The 18967-nt window shown below is 69.8% G+C and carries 9 protein-coding genes and 1 tRNA gene; 1 reads left to right on the forward strand and 9 read right to left on the reverse strand.

The genetic code is table 11. The annotated features are described in order from the left end of the window. Positions 1–151 precede the first annotated feature (151 nt). The 9 genes from LSF15_RS05200 to LSF15_RS05240 all read right to left on the reverse strand — a co-directional run bounded on the left by LSF15_RS05200 (position 152) and on the right by LSF15_RS05240 (position 18032). Positions 152–5455: an Ig-like domain-containing protein gene (locus tag LSF15_RS05200; protein WP_232497449.1), complete on the reverse strand. Its 5304-nt coding sequence runs from the start codon at positions 5453–5455 to the stop codon at positions 152–154. 60 nt (positions 5456–5515) lie between these two features. Continuing rightward, positions 5516–10876 (reverse strand): Ig-like domain-containing protein, encoded by a 5361-nt coding sequence (locus LSF15_RS05205; protein ID WP_232497450.1) that lies wholly within the window; start codon positions 10874–10876, stop codon positions 5516–5518. Positions 10877–11001: 125 nt separating this feature from the next. Continuing rightward, a complete protein-coding gene (locus tag LSF15_RS05210; protein ID WP_232497451.1) occupies positions 11002–11721 on the reverse strand; it encodes an FHA domain-containing protein in 720 nt (239 codons plus the stop codon). Then, positions 11718–13436 carry a serine/threonine-protein kinase gene (locus LSF15_RS05215; RefSeq protein WP_232497452.1) on the reverse strand — a complete coding sequence of 573 codons (1719 nt, stop codon included), beginning with the start codon at positions 13434–13436 and terminating at the stop codon, positions 11718–11720. Before LSF15_RS05215 ends, LSF15_RS05210 begins: the two co-directional genes overlap by 4 nt. After that, positions 13436–14614 carry an FHA domain-containing protein gene (locus tag LSF15_RS05220; protein WP_232497453.1) on the reverse strand — a complete coding sequence of 393 codons (1179 nt, stop codon included), beginning with the start codon at positions 14612–14614 and terminating at the stop codon, positions 13436–13438. Before LSF15_RS05220 ends, LSF15_RS05215 begins: the two co-directional genes overlap by 1 nt. Then, positions 14607–15482 carry a PP2C family protein-serine/threonine phosphatase gene (locus LSF15_RS05225; protein ID WP_232497454.1) on the reverse strand — a complete coding sequence of 292 codons (876 nt, stop codon included), beginning with the start codon at positions 15480–15482 and terminating at the stop codon, positions 14607–14609. The genes LSF15_RS05220 and LSF15_RS05225 overlap by 8 nt, the downstream gene beginning before the upstream one ends. Before the next feature lie 118 nt (positions 15483–15600). Then, positions 15601–16662, reverse strand: coding sequence for a TerC/Alx family metal homeostasis membrane protein (locus LSF15_RS05230; RefSeq protein ID WP_232497455.1), 1062 nt, complete (start codon positions 16660–16662; stop codon positions 15601–15603). A gap of 318 nt (positions 16663–16980) precedes the next feature. After that, positions 16981–17053 (reverse strand) — tRNA-Glu (locus LSF15_RS05235). Positions 17054–17129: 76 nt separating this feature from the next. Further along, positions 17130–18032 (reverse strand): diacylglycerol/lipid kinase family protein, encoded by a 903-nt coding sequence (locus LSF15_RS05240; protein WP_232497456.1) that lies wholly within the window; start codon positions 18030–18032, stop codon positions 17130–17132. Between the two features lie 79 nt (positions 18033–18111). Here LSF15_RS05240 and LSF15_RS05245 point away from each other — a divergent pair, with 79 nt between their 5' ends. Beyond that, positions 18112–18750: an MBL fold metallo-hydrolase gene (locus LSF15_RS05245; protein ID WP_232497457.1), complete on the forward strand. Its 639-nt coding sequence runs from the start codon at positions 18112–18114 to the stop codon at positions 18748–18750. Positions 18751–18967: the final 217 nt, after the last annotated feature.

An 18967-nucleotide genomic window follows, 5' to 3' on the forward strand; every position in this document is an offset into this window, starting at 1 on the left:
CGGACACGCCGAACGACTTCATTTTGAACCGGGAGTCACGGTCGGCCCCCACCGCGCGGTCGCGGCGCCACGGACGACGCGCGAATCACGCTAACACGGCGCCTGCCGTCCCCCGAATGGGGACGTCTCCCCACCGCGCATTCGATGCGATTCAGCAATCTGCCACGCTCCGTCCGGCCCGGTTCGTGTCGCTCGCGCGAATGAACCAGCCGTTGTACACACCCGACTCGTGCCGCAGGTAGAACCAGTCGGATCCGTTGCGCTGCGAGCGGCAGACGGCGTCGATGACGCTGCCGGCGGGGATGCGCCCGGCCGGGTTCATGGTGCACCCGAGGTCGAGGTTCGTCGGCGGGTTGTTGTAGGTCGAGTCGGGCTCGGGACACGCCGCCGTCGCAACGACGGTGTGGTTCGTCGGCGTCCAGGGTGCCGTCGCGGTCGCGATGTTCGACGCCGTCCAGTCACCGCACGCGCGGGCGTTGCACGCCTGCACCTCGAAGCGATGCGGAACGCCGATGGCCGCCGAACCGGTGTGGCCGAGGTCGGGCGTCGATCCGCTCATCGTGCTGTTCAGGGTCATGCGCCAGTTGTAGTCCGTCACGGGGCGACCGCCGTCGAACGCCGGCGGGGTCCACGAGATCGTGATGCGACCTGAGCCGTCGCTCGACGCGTCGAGACGGGCGCTCGCGGGTGCGCTCGGCTTGCCGAAGGGGACCGCGGTGCGGCTCGCTGCGGACGGCTCGGAGACTCCCTTGTCGTTCGTCGCGGTGACCCTGAAGGTGTATGGGCTGCCGTTCGACAGCCCCGAGATCGTCTGCGGCACGCCGTCTGCTGAGGCCGGGAAGTCCCGGCTCGAGGTGCCGTACGACACGGTGTAGCCGGTGATCGGCGAATTGTTCGACGCGTTCGCGCGCCACGTCAGGTTCACCGTGCCGTCGCCGTCGGAGACACCGGTGATCGTCGGGGCATCGGGCCGGTCTCGCACGATCACGGTCACTCGACCCTGAGCCTGGCGCGCGACATCCTTCGTCGCGTCCTCGATGCGGTAGATGATGCTGAGGGTGCCGCTGAAGATCGGCCCGGTACGCACGGTGATGCCAGACGACGTGTGCGACACCGTGGCGCTCGATCCGACCCCGCTCGAGTCGATCTCGGCGCCGATCACGCGCAGCGGCCGGTCGGGGTCGAACGGGTTGACATCGTTGTCGAGCACCGGGATCGCGAGCGTCGCGCTGCGCACCATCTCTCGCGGACCGTCGTCGACGGCCCGCGGCTTCGGCCGCGTGGACGACACGACCCGGATATCGACATAGCCCGGCACCGAGAACTCGTCGAATCCGACGTCGAAGCTGAGCCGCACGCCGTTTCCTGGCTGCACCCCGATCGGCGATGAGACCCGCAGGATCGAGCCGTCGATGATCGCAGCGTCGACATCGGAGCTCGCACCATCGAGCCCGGTGAACTCGAGCCGGTCGATGATCTCGGGATTCGGGTGATCGCTCGACGCTCGCAAGTCGATCTCGAGCGGGGCCTCGCCCGCCTCGATGATCTCGGATCGCGGCGTGAACGTCGGCGGGGTGTCACGGAATCCCGGGTCGCCGACCGTGATGGGGATCGTCAGGATCGCGCGGCGCCCGGCCGGGTCGCTCGGCCCGTCGCCGTCGGTCACCTCGAAGCTGACGGATGCCTCGCCGCGGAAGTCCCGCTCGGGAACGAAGCGCAAGGTCTCGGCGTCGACGAACGGCGACGACTCGGCACGCATCGCCGTCGCGGCGAGGATCGTGGCGGGCTTGCCGCTCGGCACCTCGACGAGCTCCGCGACATCCCACCCGATGCTGCCGTTCATCGGGACGACGACGTCTCCGACGTCTTTGAGGTGGGGCGCGGCGAACTTCGCACGCTCCTCGGCGAGCAGTTCCTCCGGCGTCTTCTCACGCTCCTCGAGTTCAGCGGGGCGGTCCCCGTCGGGCACCGCGGGGACGACGACGAACGCCATGGCGCTCAGGTCGTCGACCTCGTTCGTCACTCGGTAGGCGACCGCGAACCGCTTCGAGCCAGGCTCGACGTCGATGCTTCCGTCGTCATGCACGACGGCCCGCGACGCGTTCGGGCCCTCGACCCGCACGGTCAGGTCGTCGACGAGTCCGCCGGGGTTCGTCGCGTCGCTCAGAGGGCGCACGTTGACCGCCTCGCCCGCGACGACCGCTTCGGGCTCGATGACCTGGTCTTCCGCGGTCGGCGGCGCGATGACGGCGTCGTCGCTCACGGTCACCTGCACGAACGCCGAGTCGACACCGCCGTGCCCGTTCGAGATCTCGTAGCGGAACGAGAAGCTTCCCTCGCGGTCGGGCGCGGTGAGCACGATGCGTCGGTCGTCGTGCACCTCGGCGCCGAGGCCGGCGTCGACGTCGCCGAGGTCGCCGACCTCGATTGCATGCCCGTTCGGGTCGGAGTCGTTGAGCAGCACCTCGATCGACGCCGTGCGCCCCGGCCGCAACTCGACGACATCGTCGACCGCCGCCGGTGGCGACTGCACCGCCGGCCGTGGAATCACCCCGATGCGCACCGTGCCGATCGCCGTCTCGCCTCGGGTGTCGCGCACCTCGTAGCCGAAGGTGTCGGTTCCGCCGCTGCCCACGAGCGCCTCGTACGTGATCTGCGTGCTCGTGCGCTCGATGATGCGGCCGAGCGAGGGCGGAGTCGAGATGCCCGTGAGCACGACCGAATCACCGTCGGGGTCGAGCCCGTCGAGTGGCACGTCGATCTTCACCGCGGAGCCCGAGAACGTGCGCGAGGTCAACGGCGTCGGGATCGGGCCGCGGTTCTCGGTCTCGTCGCCGACGACGTGGAATCTCACCGAGGCCCGGGAATGCTGCTCGAAGTCGTCGCCCACGGTGTAGACCACCGAGTACTCCCCCGGTTGCTCGGGCGCCTGGAACCGCACGAAATCGCCGCTGACGAACGCGAGTCCTTCACCGACGAGCGCGTCGCTCAGTTCGGCGCCGACGTGCATGGTCGCGGCATCCGGATGGTGGTCGTTGCCCAGCACGTCGACCCGCGCGATATCACCGGCGCGCACCGTGACGACATCGTCGACGGCGACCGGCGGCTGGTGCTTCACGAGGGGCGTGACCGGCACGACGGTGACCGTGGAGCTCGCGGTGTTCACGCCGTCCGAGATCGTGTACGCGAACCGCAGCTGCCGGTCGAGCGCCTCGGTCGTGCTGACGCGGGCGACGGTGTTGGTGAGCAACTCCACCGAGACGAGACCCTCGGCGGCGGTGTCGTCGACGGCCTGCACTGCGAGCACCCGGCCCGAGGGCGAGACGTCGTTGGCGAGCAACGGCACCGAGACGGGCTCGCCCGGCCGCAGGTACGCCGTGTCCTTCACCGCGACCGGAGGCGGCACGTCATCGGGTGCCTCGACGACCTCGACGCGGACGAGGCCCCTGCTCACCGCCGGTCCCGCCGCGAGGTCGTAAAGGAACAGGTACGAGCCCGGCACGCCGCTCGAGAACGCGATCGTGCCGCGCTCGGGGTTGGGCACGGCTCGAGCATCGGCCGACACCTCGTCGACGCTCGCGAGGGCGAGTGCGGCGCCCGATGGAGACAGGTCGTTGGCGAGCGGTTCGATCTCGACCGTCTCGCCTGTGAACGCCTGCACGAAGTCGGGCGTGCCGACGGGGTTCAGGCTCCCCGACGGCGCGACCTCGACGGCGAGCGTGCCGGTCGCCGTGACGGTGCCGTCGGAGACGACGTACTGCACCTCCTTCGCGCCGGGCGTGCCCGACCGGTGCTCGAAGGTGACCTGTCCGTCGGGGCTGAACCGTACGGTGTCGCCGCCGACCGGCGATGCGGACACGAGCGACAGGTCGTCACCATCGGGATCGATCCAGTCGACGAGCACGTTGGTGCCGAGTCGTTGCCCCTGCTCGACGGTGATGCCCGCGGCACGCAGCGCGGTCGGCGCCGCGTTCTCGCTCACGGGAACGACGCGAACGTCGACGGATGCCTCGGCCAGGCCGCCCCGGCCATCGTCGAGGCCGTACCGGAACGAGGCGGTGCCGACGAAACCGTCGGAAGGCGTGAACTGCAGCGCGCGTCCGCCGTCGATCGCGTCGAGGCGCCCCGCGGACTCGGCGAGCTCGGGTACTCCTTCGACGACCAGCACGTCGCCGTCGGGGTCGGTGTCGTTGGCGAGCACGTCGAGGATCGTCGCGCGCCCCGGACGCGCTCCCATGGCGTCGTCGCGGGCGAGCGGCGGCCGGTTCTGGTCGGTGCGCTCGGCGAGCGTGTCTTCGAACGTCTGCTGCGAGCTCTGCTCCTCACCCTCCTCGTCGTCGCCTTCTTCGGGCGGCGTGACCTCTTCCCAGTTGTCGACCAGCCGCATGTCGGACTCGACGAGCCAGGCGTCGCCGTTCGTGAGGTTGTTGAGGGCGATGACGTCGCGGTTCACGCGGAACTCGAGCCGACCGGCCGTGGTCGGCTGGTCGATCGCGACGGCTCGCGCGGCGACGTCGTCGCACGCGGCGAGGTAGCGGGCGGCGGCTGCCCAAGCCCCGTGCGTGCAGGAATCGACTCGCACGGGCGCCGCAACCGATCCCGAGTCAGTGGGCCCGCGGCTGTCGGTGTCGGCGTCGTCCGCGTCGTCGGCGGGCACGATGCGCACCGCGCCGCCGTCGAGCGGCACCGCGATCAGACCGGCGGATGTCGCGACCCAGGCATCCTCCGACGCGGGGCCGCTCTGCTGCAGCCGCACGCCGGGCCGTGGGAGATCGATCGATCGACCTCGAACGACGACCTGATCGGCCTCGGTGTCGAGGATGACTGCATCGTCGCCCACCGCCGCGAGCTCGTGCTCGCCGAGCTTCGGCACTTCGACCGACGTCGGCTCAGCCTCGATGCGGAGGGTGTGCAGGCGCCGCTCGCCGGGGTCGCTCGCGAACACGGTTCCGGTGGAGGACACGGCGATCCTGCTGTCGGCACCGAGCTCGAGCACCGGTTCCGCGGCGGGGTCGAATGCGAGCTCTCCCGCGGCGGGAACCGTCCACATCTCGCCCTTCGGCGAGAGCACCGCGATCGTGTCGCCGCCATAGGCGAGCTGCGACCCGATCGGCACGTCGATGCGCTCATCGAGCGTGGTGAATGCGGGGTCGACGCGTTCCACGGCCCCGACCGCGCGATCGTAGAGGAATACGTGGTCGCCGTTCTGGAACACGTCGACCTCGTTCGAGCCGACGGCCACGGCGGCGTCGAGCTCTTCGATCTGGCGGTTCAGACGGCCCGCGAGGAGGTCTTCCGCGTTCGTCACCCACACGTCGCGTGCGCGCAGTTCAGGGTCGGTCACCGGGAACCCCTGATGCAACACGGCCAGGGCGAGCGGACCTCCGACGAGCACCGCGAAGCAGGCGACGGTCGCGATCGACCGCCGCCCGCCGAACCCACGGGGTCGCATCATCGGGTCAGAGGTTCACTCGTTCGTCGTCGGTTGTGCTCGAAGGGCTGTCGGTGAGCGTGTTCACCACGTGTTGTAGCCGATGTTGTTCCACTGGGATCCGCTGATCGCACCAAGGGTGCGCGAGGTGCCGCCGCTGACGTTCTCGAAGCGCACCGCGATCGTCTCCCCTGCCAGGCGCCTGCCGAGGTGGTTCTGGAGCTCCTTGTTGCCACTCGCGCCGATCGTGACGGTCTCCCTGTAGCTGCCGACGCCGGCTCCGTTGACCGTCGCATACACGCGGTACGTGCCCGGATCCATATCCGTCCACGTGATGCGCACGTTCGCGCACCCGCCCCCGCCGCTGTCGCACGCCTGGCTTCCGCCCTTGCCGATCGATCCCGAAGGCACCGGCGGCGGGGCGTTCTGCACGCCCACGTTGACCGACGCGACGCCGCTCGTTCCGCCGCCGTTGTTGTTCACGGCACGCACGTCGACACGGTGCGTGCCCGCGCCGATGCCGCCGAACGAGGTGGACGTGCCGCTCACGTCCTTCCAGTTGCCGCCCGCGATGCGCGCCTCGTAGCGCACGCCACCGCCGCCGGTGTCGCTCGGGGCGTTCCAGTCGACGTTCACGGTCGTGGGGGCGTATCCGGCGGCGTTCGCACTGAGGCTGCGCGGCTCGCTCGGGCGCCCGTACGGCGTCGCCGACGTACCGCCCGATGGCGCGCTCCACCCGATGCCGTTCTCGGCGCGAACGGTGAATCGATAGGTCGTGCCGTTGGTGAGTCCGCGGATGGTCTGGTCGACGCCCACCGCCGAGGCGTCGAACATCTGCGAGCCGCCGTTCCACTGCACTTCGTACCGGGTGATCGGCGAATTGTTGGTCGCCGGCGCACCCCAGCGCACGGTCGCAGTACCCGCGGCCGCTGAGACCACCGGGGCGTTCGGTGCGTCGGGCTCGTCGCGCACGACGACCGTGACGCGGCCCTGGGTCTCGCGGGCGGCATCCTTCGTGCCGTCTTGGATGCGGTAGATCACGCTGAGCGTGCCCGTGAACGCCGCACCCGTGCGCACCGTGATGCCGGTCTCGGTGAAGCTCACCGACGCGTTCGACCCGACGTCGACCTGGTCGATCGCCGCGGCGACGACGCGCAACGGCACTCCGTCTTGCTCGAACGGGTTGAAGTCGTTCGCGAGCACGTCGACGTCGCTCGTCTCACCACGCTGCATGTACACGGGGCCGTCGTCGTTCGCCTTCGGCAGTGCACGGGTCGACGAGACGACCTTGACGTCGACGTAGCCGGGCACCGTGAACTCGTTGAAGCTCACGTCGAACGTGAGTCGCGTCGCAGCGCCGGGTTGCACGCCGAGCGGCGACGACACGCGCAGCGTGGCGCCGTCGACGATCTCGGCGGTGATGTCACCCGTCATGCCGGCGAGGTTCGTGTAGGTGATGCGCTCGATGTTGTCGGGGTTCGGCTGGTCGCTCGACGAGCGCAGGTCGAGCTCGATCGGCGCCTCACCGGCCTCGAGCGTCTCGGAGCGTGGGGTGAATGTCGGCGGCGTGTCGTTGAAGTCGGGGTCGCCGACGGTGATCGGGATCGTGAGCAGCGCCTTGCGCCCGATCGGGTCGGCGGCGTTCGCACCGTCGGTGACCTCGAAGGTCATCGACGCCTCTCCGCGATAGTCCTGGGCGGGTGCGTACCGCAGGGTCGTTCCGTCGACCAAAGCCGGTTCGCGGGCGTTGGTCGACGACGCCGTCAGGACGAGGGCCGGTTTGCCCGACGGCACCTCGACGAGGTCGGAGACGCTCCACTCGATCTGCCCGTTCATCGGCACGATGACCTGGCCGATGTCCTTGAGGAACGGTGCGGGGAACTTTGCACGCTCTTCGGCGGCGAGCTCCTCAGGGGTCTTCGGCTTCTGCGTCTCTTCGACGACCGGCTCGTCTTCGCCACTCGGCACGGGCGGCACGATCACGAACGCCATCGCATCGAGGTCGTCGAGCTCGTTCGTCAGCCGGTAGGCGACCGCGAAGCGCTGGCGACCGGGCGTCACGTCGATCGTGCCGTCGGCGTGCACCTCGGCGCGGTCGGCGTTCGGGCCCTCGACGGTGACGGCGAGGTCTTCGACGAGGCCGCCGGGATTCGTGGCGTCGTTCAGCGGACCGACCGTGATGGGCGTGTCGTCGACGACCTGCTCGGGTTCGATGACCTGGTCTTCGGCGGTCGGCGGCAGGATCACGGCGTCTTCGGTGACCGCGACCTGCAGGAACGCCGTGTCGGCACCGCCGTGGCCGTTGGAGATCTCGTAACGGATCGTGTAGGCGCCTTCGGCGTCGGGCGCCTCGACCACGACCCGTCGACGGTCGCGGATCTCGGCCGAGATCCCCTCGTCGACTTCGGGCAGGTCGGCGACGTGGAGCTGGAACCCGCTCGGATCGGAGTCGTTGAGCAGCACCTCGACCGATGCGGTGCGCCCCGGCTTCATCTCGATCGAGTCGTCGACGGCCTTCGGGGGCAGCTGCACAGCCGGACGCGGGATCACGCCGATGCGGATCGTGCCGGTCGCGGTGGCGCCGAGCGTGTCGCGCAGCTCATAGGAGAACTCGTCGGTGCCGGCGGAGCCCGAGAACGCCTCGTACGTGAACGAGGTGCTCGTTCGCTCGATCACGCGACCGAGATTCGGGGCGACGGTGATGCCCGTGAGCATGACCGAGTCACCATCGGGATCGAGACCGTCGAGCGGCACGTCGATCTTGACCGCCGACCCGGCGAACGTGCGCGAGGTGAGCGGCGTGGGCAGCGGTGCGCGGTTCTCGCCGGCATCGCGCGCGACCACCGTGAAACTCACGGTCGCGCGCGCCGTCTGCTCGAAGTCGTCACCGATCGTGTACACCGCGGTGTGGACGCCGGGCTCCTCGGGCGCCTGGTAGCGCACCATGTCGCCGTCGACGAACGCGAGGCCCGCCAGCTCGTCGGTGTCGGCGAGGTCGGGCAGCACGTGCAGCGCGGCCGCATCGGGGTGGTAGTCGTTGGCGAGCACCGGCACGGTCACGATGTCGCCGGCTCGCACGTTGACACCGTCGTTGATCGCCACCGGCGGCTGGTGCTTCACCAGGGGCGGCACCGGCACGACCGTGACGGTCGCGGTCGACGAGTTGACGCCGTCGGAGACGGTGTACGCGAACTGCAACTGCCGGTCGAGGGCTGCCGACGCGGTCACCCGCGTCACGGTGTTCGTCAGGATCTCGACCGACACCAGTCCTTCAGTCGCGGTGTCGTCGATCGATTGCACGGCGAGCACCCGGCCCGACGGCGACACGTCGTTGGCGAGCACGGGCACCGACAGCGGTTCACCGGGTCGCAGGTATGCCGTGTCCTTCACGGCGATCGGCGCGGGAGCGGCCTCGGGCGGTTCGGTCACCTGCACGCGCAGCAGGCCGACGCTCACGGTGGCACCGGCGCCGAGGTTGTAGAGGAAGATGTACTCGCCCGGATCGCCGCTCGAGAACGCGATCGTGCCGCGTTCGAGGTTCGGCGTGACGGATGCCCCGTCGGGCACGCCTTCGACGCCGAGCAGTTCGAGCGCAGCGCCCGAGGGTGACAGGTCGTTGGCGAGGGGCTCGAGGAGCTCGGTCTCGCCGACGAACACCTGGGCGAAGTCGGGCGTGCCGATGGGGTTGAGCGAACCGGCCGGTTTCACCTCGACGATGAGGGTGCCGGCGGCGGTCGTCTGGCCGTCGCTGACCGTGAACTTCACCTCTTTGAGGCCGAGCTCGGCCGACTTGTGCTCGAAGGTGAGGAACCCGTCGGGGCTCGACCGCACGGAGTCACCGCCGGTCGGAGACGCGTTCACGAGGTAGAGGTCGTCACCGTCGGGGTCGTTCCAGTCGGCGAGCACGTTGTATGAGATCTTCTGGCCCTGCTCGACGCTCACGGCGCCCGAGCGGATCGAGACGGGCGCCGCGTTCTCGGATTCGGGAACGATGCGCACGTTGACGGATGCCTCGGCCACGCCCGCGCGGCCGTCGTCGACCGAGTACCGGAACGACACCGAGCCTGCCGCGCCCTCGGCCGGCGAGAACTGCAGCGCACGCCCGCCGTCGATGAGCTCGAGCTTGCCCGAGGCCTCGGACACGTCGGTCGTCGAGGCGACCGTGAGCACATCGCCGTCGGGGTCGGTGTCGTTCTCGAGCACCTCGAGGATCGTGGTGCGGCCCGGGCGCACGCCGTACTCGTCGTCGCGGGCGAGCGGCGGCCGGTTCTGGTCGGTGCGCTCGGCGAGCGTGTCTTCGAAGGTCTGCTGCGAGCTCTTCTCCTCGCCCTCCTCCTCTTCGCTCTCTTCGGGAGGGGTCACCTCCTCCCAGTTGTCGACGAGCCGCAGATCGGAGTCGACGAGCCACGCGTTGCCGTTGGTGAGGTTGTTCAGCACGATGACGTCGCGGTTGACGCGGAACTCGAGGCGCGACCCGCCGGTGGGCTGCTCGATGTCGAGCAGCGTCGGCTCGGCGCCGCCGCATGCGGCGAGGTAGCGGCCGGTCTCGGCCCACGCGCCGTGCACGCAGCCGGCGAGTTGCACCGGCGCCGCGACATCCGCCGCGTTCGTCGTCGACCCCGGTGCCCCGTTCTCGAGCTCTCGCACCTCGCCGCCGCCGAGCGGCACCTCGAGCAGGCCGGCAGCCGTGGCGACGTAGGCGGCCTCGTGGTCGGCGCCCGACTGCTGCAGCCGAAGCCCGCCGTCGGGAAGCTCGATCGAGCGGTCGTCGACGATGAGGGTGTTCGACTCCTCATCGAACACGACCGCGCGCTCGCCGACCGCCGCGAGCTGGTGCCCGCTGAGCTTGGGCACCGCACTCTGCTGAGGCTTGTCGGCGCCGCGCTCGAACCGCAGCAGCGTCGAACCGCCCTCGGCGGTCGCGAACACCGTGCCCTTCGGGCTGACCGCGACGCGTCCTTCGCCGCCGAGCTCGGCGATCGGGTCGCTGCCACGCCAGTCGAACGACAGTTGGTCGCCCGCGGCGACGGTCCAGAGCTCGCCCTTCGGCGACAGCACGGCCAGCACGTCGCCGCCGTACGCGATCTGCGAAGCCGGGGGAACGTCGATGCGCTCGACAAGCGTCGTGAACGACGGGTCGATGCGCTCGATCGACCCCACGCCCGGGTCGTAGACGAACGCGTCGCTGCCGTTCTGGAACACGTCGATCTCGTTCGATGCGGTCGACACGGCCGCGTCGAGCTCTTCGATCTGCCGGTTCAGCCGGCCCGCGAGCAGGTCTTCGGCGTTCGTCACCCAGACCTCTCGCGCATGCAGCTCGGGATCGGTGACGGGGTAGCCCTGATGCAGCACCGCGAACCCCAGCGGCACGCCCGCGAGCACCGCGATGGAGGTGCCCGAGGCGATCGATTTGCGCGCACGGATCCACGCGGTGAATCGGCTCAAGATCGTCTCCCGGGGCGTCCGTCGGTAGGGCTCGTCGGATGGGCCCACTCAGACTCGCGGGCCGGGCCTCAACCTAACATGTGCCATTCGTCCCCTGAAATGGGGAGGTCTCCCCGTGGGCGTGTTCACGCATCGTTCACCGCAGACGGGTCGGCGTCGCCTGCGCCGTCGAGGAGCACCAGGTCATCGGCGCTCACGAGCCGGGTCGCCACGGCGTACTCGACGAGGCGCGCACGACGGTTCGTCGCGAGCTTGCCGCGCCCGCCTCGCAGCCCCTCGACGCCGAGCTTGTCGAGCTTCTCGCACACGTTGTCGAGCTTTCGGTTGAACGTCGTCATGCTCCACCCGAGGCGCGCCGCGGCCTCGGCCGAGCTCGGCACCGGGGCGCGGCCCGCGGTCGGCTGGGCGAGCAGGTTCTCGGCGAGTGCGACGACGAGCTGACGCTGGCTCGTGGTGAGCGTCACCGGCAGCACCGTCGTGCTGCCCGCCGAGCTCGTCGACGTGAGCGAGGTGTTGTAGAAGTCCTCTTCGGCGTGCACGGTGAAGTCGTAGGTGGTCGCGCCGGCGCTGAACATGACGTGCACGGTCTGGAACACCAGCGGCAGCTTGGCACCGGGGGCGACCCACGCCTGCACGCTGCCGGTGGCGTCGGAGACGGTCGCCGAGAGCAGTTGCCCGACGTTCGCGAGCCACCAGAGCCCGTACTCGGACGAGAGCGTCAGGAACGTGCGGTGCAGGTAGGGGTTGTCGTCGATCGTGAGGTCGGACTCGCGGCCGATGGTGAATGGCTCCCCTGCCTCGACGGTGTACCACTCGCCGCAGTACTCGACCTTCAACGGCCTCATCCGGAGCATCCCCTCACCGGCTCTGACGTCTTGCTTCCGCGTTGCACCTGCACGTCGATGCACACGCTCGCCGCACCCGCATCGGCCACCGTGATGGTGGGCCCCTCGGTCACCTCGGTCTGGCCGCTGCCGTCAGCGCGCTTCCAACGGTACCGGTCGCCGTCTTCGGCGCCGTCATGCGTAACGGCGAAGGCGACGGATGTCCCGTCTGCGCTCACGGCGCCGGGTTCGACGGTGGGCGCGGGAACCGTCGCGGCGATGACGGCATCCTCGCCGGGCGATGCAGGCCCGGTCTCGGCAGCCGGGGGCGCGACGCTCCCCGACATCGCGATCGACACCCCGACCACGCCTGCGACGACCAGGGCCGCTGCCGCACCGATGATGAGCCCGATCTTCGAGCGCCGCGGAACGGTCTGGTCGCGTGACCCGGGGTCCACGGGCGACGGGGTGAAGGTCGGCGACGCGGGCGACGCCGACGCCCGACGCGGCCGTACCACGGTGGCGTCGGGCGCATCGCCGGCGGGAGCGTCGGCTCCGACGGACGTGGCTCGCCCGCGCACGACGGTGCCGTCGTCGACCGGCGTGGCGGATGCCGGTACGGCGGCGCCCGTCACGGGTTGCGCCGCGATCTGCTGGGGAGTCCTGGCACGCGTGCGGTCGTCGTCGACGGGTGCCGGCGCAGTGATCGGGGTGGGCGCGATCGGCGAGCTGCGCGGCGACTGGGCCTCGACCGTGCGCACCGATCGCGCGCGGGTGGCATCGGCCGCATCGTCGTCTGCGGACGCCTCGCGCGAGGTCGCGAGGTTCGGCACCTCGATGCTCGTCGCCCCGTACCCGAGCTCGAGTTCGACGCGCTGCAGCGCCCGGGCGAACTCGACCGCGCTCGGGAAGCGATCGTCGCGCCGCGTGGCCATGCCCTTGGCGAGGACGGCCGTCAGGCTGCGCGGCACGTCGGCACGGTCGATGGGCGTGATCGCGCCGCGCTCGATGCGCCCCATGAGGTCGAGCGAGCCGTTCGGCCTGCCCGGGATCTCGAACGGTGAGCGTCCCGCGACGAGCGTGTACACCGTGGCAGCGAGCGAGAATACGTCGCTGCGGGTGTCGGGCTTCGGGTCGTCCTCGAACATCTCGGGCGGCGACCACGGCACGCTCATGCCCACCGCCGACTGACCCGACCCGGTCGCCGTGGCGTCGGGGGCGGTGACGGTGTGCACCGGGAGCTCGCCGTCGAGGTTCGACGAGATGCCGAAGTCGGTGAGCGCCGGCCACCCGTAGGCGTTCGTCAGCACGTTCGCGGGCTTGATGTCGCGGTGCAGGATGCCGGCGCCGTGTGCCGTGGCGATCGCGCCGGCGAGCCGCACACCGGTGCGCAGGGCGTCTTCGATCGTGAACGGCCGGCGCTTGTAGCGCTCCGAGAGGCTCGGCCCCGAGCAGTACTCCATGACGAAGTACGGGCGCCCGTCGGTCGAGACGTCGGCATGGAAGATCGTGACGATGAACGGGTGGGCCGACAGCTGCGCCATGAGGTTCGCCTCGGCGACGAACTGAGCCCGTGTGTCGCGGCCGAGTTCTTCGGTGAGCAGTACCTTCACGGCGACCTTGCGCCGTGGCAGTTTCTGCTCGTAGAGGAAGACGTCGGCGAAGCCGCCCGAGCCGAGCAGGCCGTGCGAGGTATAGCCGGGCAGTTCCGGTGGTGACGACGGTGCCCGGCGCATCAGGCGCCGACGACCTGGAGGGTGCAGCCGCCACCGAGGTCGACGACCGTGCCGATGAGCACGGGCGTCGGCTCCCCCGCACGCAGCTTCACGGGCGGCCTGCCCGGTGCGACGACGAGCGTGCCGTTGCGCGAGTGCAGGTCGGTGACGACGACGGTGCCGCCCTCGAGCGCCAGCCGCACATGGCTGCGCGAGATGTCGGGATCGCCGTGCCCGATCGTGACGAGGCGCGGAAGCCGCCCGCCCGAGACCTTGCTGACGCTCGGCGCCCGGCCCAGCACGAGTTCGTGGCCGATGGGCTCGATCGCGCCGTCGGGCAGCCGCAGCTGCGGCTGCGGTGCAGCGAGTTCGGCGCTCTCGCGACGGACGGCGGAAAGAGGCGTCGCGTCACCGACCTGCTTCGCCGCCTCGCGCTCGGCACGCAGCCGCCGGATGTCGACGCTCGCGATGGTCAGCCCATCGTGGTCGCCCGGGGCTGCCTCATCGCTCGACGTCGTCGCCGCGATCGTCGGCGCGGGAATCGACTCGATGAAGTCGGTCACGGTCGCTTCGTCGACGGGGGCGATCGTGTGCTCGGATGCCGCGACCTCGGCGGGTGCGATGACCGGGGCCGAGAGGGCAGCGGTCGTGTTCGGCGCCGGCATGGCCGGGGTCCCGGCAGCGCTGATCACCGGCGCCGCCACCGCCGCCACCGCCGCGGCCACCGCCGCATCGGCTCGAGCGGATGACGTCGGTCGTGCGGGCACGGCCACGCGCCCGGCAGGCACGACGCCGTCGACGATCGGGTTCCACTCGTCAACGGCACCGGCACCGGCACCGGCACCGAGCGCCGCGATCTCGAACTCGGCAGCCTCGTCGAGCAGGCGCTCAGTCCACGTCGACACGTCGACGCCTGAGATCCGCGCACTCCCGGCGGTGACCTCGAAGTCGCCCCGCACGAGGACGCGCACTGCGCCGGCTGCGGTGTGCTCGGTCCACGTGACGAGCGCGAAGTCGGGGGTGCTGCTCAGCCCGCCCGCGGTGAGCCGCTCGATCACCGCGGTCGTCGAGTCGGGCGACAGCGTCGGCCACAGCTCGCCGACGATCGCGGCGGCGTGGTCGCCGTCGACGACCAGCACGGCGCCCGGCCGCACACCGGCCACGCGTCGCCGCGATCCATCGGACAGGTATTCAGCCATCTGCGGCCCCTTCGCCTCGCGGCCTCGTCGTCTCGACCGATTCGCGTCCGCGGTCGCGGGTCGCATCGGCATCGTCGTCGTCGCCCTCGCCGATCGTCGATTCGACGACGACGACGCTGACGTTGTCGCGTCCGCCGTGCTCGAGCGCCGCGTCGACGAGTTCTCCGGCCATGCCTGCGGCGTGCACCGCGTCGCCCGCGAGGATCGACGCGACCCGGTCGTCGTCGAGCTCTTTCGTGAGCCCGTCGGAGCACACGAGGAACATCTGCCGCCCGGCTGCCGGAATGAGCCAGATGTCGGGGTCGACGACCTCGTCGGCACCGAGCGCCCGCGTGATCACGTTGCGGTCCGGGTGCCGCTCGGCGTCATCGGGGCTGATCAGCCCCGCGTCGACGAGTTCCTGCACGGCGGAGTGGTCGACGCTCAGTTGCTCGAGCCGGCGGCCGTCCCACGAGTAGACGCGCGAGTCCCCGATGTTGAAGACCATCCAGTGGAATCCGACGCCATCGCCGGTGTCGACCAGCACGACGCCCGCGAGCGTCGTGCCGGCGACGGCGGTGCCCTCTTCGCCCTCGTCGCTCAGCGCGCGTACCGCGTCGTTCGAGGTGTGGATCGCATCGAGCACCTGTGCGGGCGTCGGCGGGACCCCCGACTCGAGGTGCCGCTGGAAGGTCGCCACGACCGCCTGGCTCGCAGCATCGCCCTTTGCGTGCCCGCCCATGCCATCGGCCACGAGGTACACCGGGGCCTCGGCGAGGAATGCGTCTTCGTTCACCGCGCGCACGCGACCGACATCGGAGCGGGCTGAGTGCGCGATGCGTGCCGATCCGCGCGCCAGCGAGACGATGCCCTCGACGTCACCAGGCACTGGTCTCCTTCACGGGGTCGGGGCATTCTGCCGAACGCCGGCACTGGGTGCGTGTCCGCCGGCGTCGCCCATACACGCTAGCAACTCCTGCGCGGGCTCGCGGCCCCCTGTGGAACGGCTATCGCTCGGCGCGGTCGGCCTCGTCGGCGCGATCGGCCTCAGCGGTGAAGTGCGGCACCTCGTCCATGAGCTTGTGCCCGCGGCTGTTCGCATCGACACGCGCCTTCACGAGGCTCGCGACGGTGGCGACGACCATGGCCGCGACGATCACGCCGAGCGAGACCCACGTCGAGATCTCAGGCGCCCATTCGATCGGCTGCCCGCCGTTGACGAAGGGCAACTCGTTGACGTGCATCGCGTGCAGCACGAGCTTCACGCCGATGAAGGCGAGGATGAATGCGATGCCGTACTTGAGGTACTCGAGCCGCTCGAGCAGGCCGCCGAGGAGGAAGTACAGCTGTCGCAGGCCCATGAGCGCGAACACGTTCGCCGTGAAGACGATGAACGCGCTCTGCGTGATCCCGAAGATCGCGGGGATCGAGTCGAGTGCGAAGAGCAGGTCGGTCGTGCCGATCGCGATGAACACGATGAGGATCGGCGTGAACATGCGGGTGCCGTCGACCGTGGTCTTGAGCTTGATGCCGTCGTAGTCGTCGGAGATGCGCACGCGCCTGCGGAGCATGCGGATGAGTGCGCCCTCGTTCTCCTCGGCGTTCTCCTCGCGGTGCAGGAACGCCTGCTGGATCGCGGTCCAGATGAGCCAGGCGCCGAAGATGTAGAAGACCCAGCTGAAGTTCTCGATGAGCTGCGCGCCGAGCAGGATGAAGATGCCTCGGAAGAGCAACGCGAGCAGGATGCCCACCATGAGCACCTCCTGCTGCATCTTCTTCGGTACCGAGAATCGCGCCATGATGATGACGAACACGAAGAGGTTGTCGATCGAGAGGCTGTACTCCGTCAGCCAACCGGCGATGAACTGCCCCGCGAACTCGCCGCCCGCGAACACGAGCATCAGCACGGAGAAGATGAGCGCGAGCACCACGTAGAAGACGACCCAGAGGGTCGACTCGCGAAACGACGGGATGTGCGGGCGCTTGATGACGAGCAGCAGATCGGCGATGAGGATCAGGGTCAGAACGACGAGCGATCCGACTTCGAACCAGACGGGAAGTTCGAGCACAGGGAGCCTTTCGGGGATTCGGGGACGGCGGAGGTCCGAAAGTCTCTCCCAGCTCCGCCGTGACGGCCCCCGCGACCGGAGCGCCGACAGCGGCGCTCGTATTGACGATCGTGGGTCGAGGCGCTTGCCCCGCGGGATACTCCCCTTCGCATCCGCGAGTCTATCCGACGCCACGGGGTGTGCGCTGAGCACGGGAACGAGACGGTGCGCTGAGCGCGCGTCGGCATCGCGGCGGATGTCGCGGGCGAGACCCGCCCCGAAACGCCGAATGCCCTCGCCGGAGCGAGGGCATTCAGGTGTTGTCGGAAATCACATGCGTGACCCCAGCGGGATTTGAACCCGCGCTGCCGCCGTGAGAGGGCGGTGTCCTAGGCCGCTAAACGATGGGGCCGAATCGACAACTTGAAGAGTATGACACAGGCCCGCTGCCTCCGCAAAATCGACGCACCCCGGACCATCCGTCGTCGTCAGCCGAACACCGCGACCGCACCGGGAACGACTTCGATCTCGATCGGGAGCTTGCCGATGCGCTCGCCGTCGGCGTAGGCGATGGCGTCGTCGGCCTCGATCACGACCTGTCGCCCGGTCAGGAACTCGACCGCGGGGTGGTCGACGTGCGTGCCGGCGAAGACCTTGGGGAACACGGCGATGAGCTGCGCTCGCGAGAGCGGATGCACGATGAACACGTCGAGCAACCCGTCGGCGAGGTCGGCGTGCGGCACGATGCGCATGCCGCCGCCGAGCGATGAGTTGTTGGCGACCGACACGAGCATCGCCCGCTGCTCGCGCCGTGCGCCGTCGATCGTCAGCGTGTACCGCCGCGGGCGGAACGTCGCGAGTTCGCGGAGCATCGCGAGCGTGTAACGACTCGGCCCCCGCGGGCGCGACATCCGGTTCGCGCGCTCGTTGACGACCGCGTCGAAACCCGCCGAGACCACGCACGCGAACCACGTCGAGCCCACGCCATGGCGGATGAGCCCCGCATCGATACGGCGCGACGGAAGCCGGAGGCGGTCGACGAGCGCGTCGATGGCCGCCGCGGGATCGTCGAACGGCAGGCCGAGGCCTCGTGCGAGGTCATTTCCGGTGCCCGCCGCGACGATGCCGAGTGGGATCCCGGTCTCGGCGACGAGGTTGACGCCGAGCGACGCCATGCCGTCACCGCCGACCACCACGACGCCGTCAGTGCCCTGCGCGACCGCGGACTCGGCCTCGCGTCGCAGCAGCTCGAAGTTCGCCTCGCGCAGCATCGACACCTCGTAGCCCTCGGCGATGAGCCGCTCGACGACGGCTGCACCGACCCACCGATTGCGCCCGAACGACGCCGCAGGGTTCACGGCGACGACGAGGCGCTTCGGCGATTGCGACATGGTGCGATTCTGGCAGGCACGCGGGACCGCGCCCGGCAACGGCTTGCGCCGCGTCGCCGCGCGGGTGTTGGCTCGAGGCATGCGCCTCACGAAACTCGAACACGCCGCCCTCGTCATCGAGGACTCGGGCGACCTGCTCTTCATCGACCCCGGCAAGTTCACGACGCCGATCACCGAGTCCGCGGGCGCCGCGGCCGTCGTCATCACCCATCAGCACGACGACCATTGGACTCCCGACCAACTCCGTCGCATCCTCGAGGCGAACACGGCGGTACGGATATTCGGTCCGGCGGGGGTCGCGGCTGCGGCATCCGACTTCGATGTCGAGGTCGTCGACGCCGGAGACGAGGTCGAGGCCGGACCGTTCCGACTGCGATTCTTCGGCGGGAAGCACGCGGTCATCCACCGGTCGATCCCGGTCATCGACAACGTCGGCGTGCTCGTGAACGACGCGCTGTACTACGGGGGCGACTCGTTCGCGCTACCCGAGGGCGTCGCGGTCGAGGTACTCGCGGCACCAGCGGCGGCACCATGGATGAAGATCAGCGAGGCCATGGACTATGTCGAGGCGGTCGCGCCGCGTCGCGCCTTCCCGACGCACGAGATGCTGCTCTCGCAAGCCGGAAAGGCGTTGTCGAACACGCGGCTCGCCTGGGCGACCGAGCAGGGAGGCGGCGAATACCTCCCGCTCGAACCGGGTGACACGATCGACTTCTGAACACCCGTCATCAGGCGGCCGAGCGGAAGTCGACGAGCATCAGGGTCGCCGCCATGTCGGAGATCGACAACGATCGGCGAGTTCGCGGCCTCCTTGTTTGGTGAAGAGCACACAACTTCGGTGACGTCCCGCTGTGTGGTGGAGTTTCTCGACACCGTGCGGGATCAGCTGTTTGTGATTATGCCGCAGCGAGTTCGGGGATCGCGACCTCCTCTGC

The organism is Agromyces humatus (assembly GCF_021228295.1).
GTDB lineage: Bacteria > Actinomycetota > Actinomycetes > Actinomycetales > Microbacteriaceae > Agromyces > Agromyces humatus.

Bases quoted from the DNA above. Each gene is read 5' to 3' on its own strand.
- LSF15_RS05200 (WP_232497449.1), bottom strand. From the start codon at position 5,455: ATGATGCGACCCCGTGGGTTCGGCGGGCGGCGGTCGATCGCGACCGTC.
- LSF15_RS05210 (WP_232497451.1), bottom strand. From the start codon at position 11,721: ATGAGGCCGTTGAAGGTCGAGTACTGCGGCGAGTGGTACACCGTCGAG.
- LSF15_RS05215 (WP_232497452.1), bottom strand. From the start codon at position 13,436: ATGCGCCGGGCACCGTCGTCACCACCGGAACTGCCCGGCTATACCTCG.
- LSF15_RS05220 (WP_232497453.1), bottom strand. From the start codon at position 14,614: ATGGCTGAATACCTGTCCGATGGATCGCGGCGACGCGTGGCCGGTGTG.
- LSF15_RS05240 (WP_232497456.1), bottom strand. From the start codon at position 18,032: ATGTCGCAATCGCCGAAGCGCCTCGTCGTCGCCGTGAACCCTGCGGCG.
- LSF15_RS05245 (WP_232497457.1), top strand. From the start codon at position 18,112: ATGCGCCTCACGAAACTCGAACACGCCGCCCTCGTCATCGAGGACTCG.